Below are 1365 nucleotides of genomic sequence, written 5' to 3'. Positions count from 1 at the left end.
GCCCCGCCCCGACCGGGGCTTCCGATCGGAGCGGGGCCACCGCTCGGCTCGTTGTTCCGGCTACAGCGCGTCGGTGCCGCGCTCGCCGGTCCGCACCCTGATGATCGACTCGACCGGGGTCACCCAGACCTTGCCGTCGCCGATCTTCCCGGTGCGGGAGGCCTCGACGATGATGTCGACGACCTTGTCCACGGAGGCGTCGTCCACGACGACCTCGACCCGCACCTTCGGCACGAAGTCGACCGAGTACTCGGCGCCGCGGTAGACCTCGGTGTGGCCCTTCTGACTGCCGTAACCCTGCACTTCACTGACCGTCATGCCGAACACGCCTGCCTGTTCCAGGCCCGTCTTGACGTCTTCGAGCGTGAACGGTTTGACGATTGCGGTGATCAACTTCATGTCGTCATGCCTCCTTGGGGAGCGAGCGGGCGGTGGAACCCACAGCAGCGAAATCGTATGCGCTTTCCGCGTGCTCGGACTCGTCCAGGCCCGCTGCCTCGCCCTCGTCGTCGGCGCGCAGTCCGATGGTGAACTTGATGGCCAGAGCGATGATCGCCGTGACGACCAGCGAGTAGACGAGGACGGTGAAGGCGCCCACGGCCTGCTTGATCAGCAGGTCGAGACCACCACCGTAGAACAGACCCTCGACCGCCGCAGGCGCTTCGGGCGCGGCGACCAGACCGACCAGCAGGGTGCCGACGAGACCGCCGACCAGGTGGACGCCGACCACGTCGAGCGAGTCGTCGTAACCGAACTTGAACTTCAGGCCGACCGCCAGGGCGCACAGCGCACCGGAGGCGATGCCGATGATGAGCGCGCCCAGCGCGTTCACCGAGGAGCAGGACGGGGTGATGGCGACCAGACCCGCGACGACACCGGAGGCGGCGCCCAGCGAGGTGGGGTGACCGTCGCGCAGCTTCTCGACCAGGAGCCAGGCCATCATGGCCGCACCGGTGGCGATGGTGGTGGTCAGGAAGGTGGCGCCGGCGAGGCCGTTGGAGCCCACCGCGGAACCGGCGTTGAAGCCGTACCAACCGAACCACAGCAGACCGGCGCCGAGCATGACGAACGGCAGGTTGTGCGGGCGGAAGGGGGTCTGCGGCCAGCCCTTGCGCTTGCCGAGAACCAGGGCAAGGACCAGGGCGGCGGCGCCCGCGTTGATGTGGACGGCGGTGCCACCGGCGAAGTCGACCGCTTCGAGCTTGTTGGCGATCCAGCCGCCGGTCTCGGTGGTGCCCTCGTCTAAGGACAACACCCAGTGCGCGACCGGGAAGTAGACGACGGTGGCCCAGATACCGGCGAAGAGCAGCCAGGATCCGAACTTCAGACGGTCGGCGACAGCGCCGGAGATGAGCGCGACGGTGA

General features: G+C 68.0%; 2 protein-coding genes. Both read right to left on the bottom strand.

Going from position 1 to position 1365, the window contains the following annotated elements; translation table 11 throughout:
* Positions 1-60: 60 nt before the first annotated feature.
* On the bottom strand, positions 61-399 hold the full coding sequence (locus QH283_RS06965) for a P-II family nitrogen regulator (RefSeq protein ID WP_280502191.1): 339 nt from the start codon (positions 397-399) through the stop codon (positions 61-63).
* Positions 400-403: 4 nt separating this feature from the next.
* Positions 404-1365 (bottom strand): ammonium transporter (locus QH283_RS06960; protein WP_280502190.1); only part of this gene is annotated, 962 nt, incomplete at its 5' end.

This window comes from Nocardia farcinica, assembly GCF_029867845.1.
Classification (GTDB): domain Bacteria; phylum Actinomycetota; class Actinomycetes; order Mycobacteriales; family Mycobacteriaceae; genus Nocardia; species Nocardia farcinica_A.
This window is presented reverse-complemented; position numbering and strand designations above follow the sequence as displayed.